At 45.0% G+C, this 1,039-nt stretch carries 1 protein-coding gene and 1 pseudogene; both read left to right on the top strand.

Going from position 1 to position 1,039, the window contains the following annotated elements; all coding sequences use genetic code 11:
- Positions 1–103 precede the first annotated feature (103 nt).
- On the top strand, positions 104–619 hold the full coding sequence (locus HMPREF2794_RS26170) for a DUF1804 family protein (protein ID WP_055271011.1): 516 nt from the start codon (positions 104–106) through the stop codon (positions 617–619).
- Positions 619–1,039: pseudogene (locus HMPREF2794_RS26165) on the top strand (hypothetical protein); the annotation flags it as partial. The gene HMPREF2794_RS26170 and the pseudogene HMPREF2794_RS26165, both read left to right, overlap by 1 nt.

Below are 1,039 nucleotides of genomic sequence, written 5' to 3'. Positions count from 1 at the left end.
CGTATTTTTTCCAACTTGGAAAGAATACGTTCCAACATGAAAAGCCGTTTTCCACAGGTGATGATGAAATATGACCTTTGCTGCGTAAACGAAAGGAAGCGATATGCCAAGCAAAGAATACTACCGTAAATTGAAGAAAGAAGCGCACGACCTTTATGTACGTGAAGGAATGACGTGCAAGGAGATTTCCACACGAATAAACGTGTCGGAAAGGTCTGTTTCAAGCTGGATTAATGAGAATGACGCACTTTGGAAAAAAGAGCGTCAGGCATCTGTTATTTCATCGCAAAAGCAGGGTGACAACCTGAAACAGATTATCAACATTCTTGCAGACCAAAAACTGGAGCTGCTGCGCATGATTGACGAAGCCATTGCGGAAGGTGACAGCGACAAGGTGCTCGAACTACGAAAACAGGCGGCTACGCTTGACAACAGTGTGGCGCAATGGGGAAACCAGCTCAAAGAGGTGGACAAAAAGAACCGGATTACGCTGGCTATTTACATTGATGTTATGAGCCGTATATTCGATGCGATGAAGGTGTACAATGCAGACCTTTATTTTAAAACACTGGACTTTCAGGAGAACCACCTTTATGAAGCCGCAAAAATGTTGGGATAATGAAAGTCGAAGATAGCAAAGCCCTCAAAGAGTATCAGGAGAAGTTAAAACGTGCACGGTGCACAGGCAACCTGATTGATCCGGACGAATCGCTGACAGTTCGGATGAACCGCATACAGCGTGCCAAAAATGACGTCAAATACCTTGTTGAAACTTATCTTCCGCATTATGCGACAGCGGATTGTGCGGACTTTCAGATCGCTCATGCCAATAAGGTGATGAACGATCCGATTTACAAGGGATATGCCGAATGGGGACGCGGACTTGCAAAGTCGGTGTGGAACGATGTGATTATCCCCCTATGGTTATGGATTAACGGTGAGACGTTTTATATGTGTATCGTTTCCGATACGTTTGACCGCGCTTGTGACCTGCTGGAAGATTTGCGTGCGGAATTCGAGGCAAACGAACTTTTGAAAC

The sequence above is a fragment of the Bacteroides sp. HMSC067B03 genome, from assembly GCF_001811315.1.
Taxonomy (GTDB): Bacteria; Bacteroidota; Bacteroidia; order Bacteroidales; family Bacteroidaceae; genus Bacteroides; species Bacteroides faecis.
Note: the sequence above shows the minus strand (reverse complement) of the source record. Positions and strands in the feature narration are given on the sequence as shown.

Coding starts and splice junctions, on each gene's coding strand:
- HMPREF2794_RS26170 (WP_055271011.1), top strand. CDS start 104: ATGCCAAGCAAAGAATACTACCGTAAATTGAAGAAAGAAGCGCACGAC.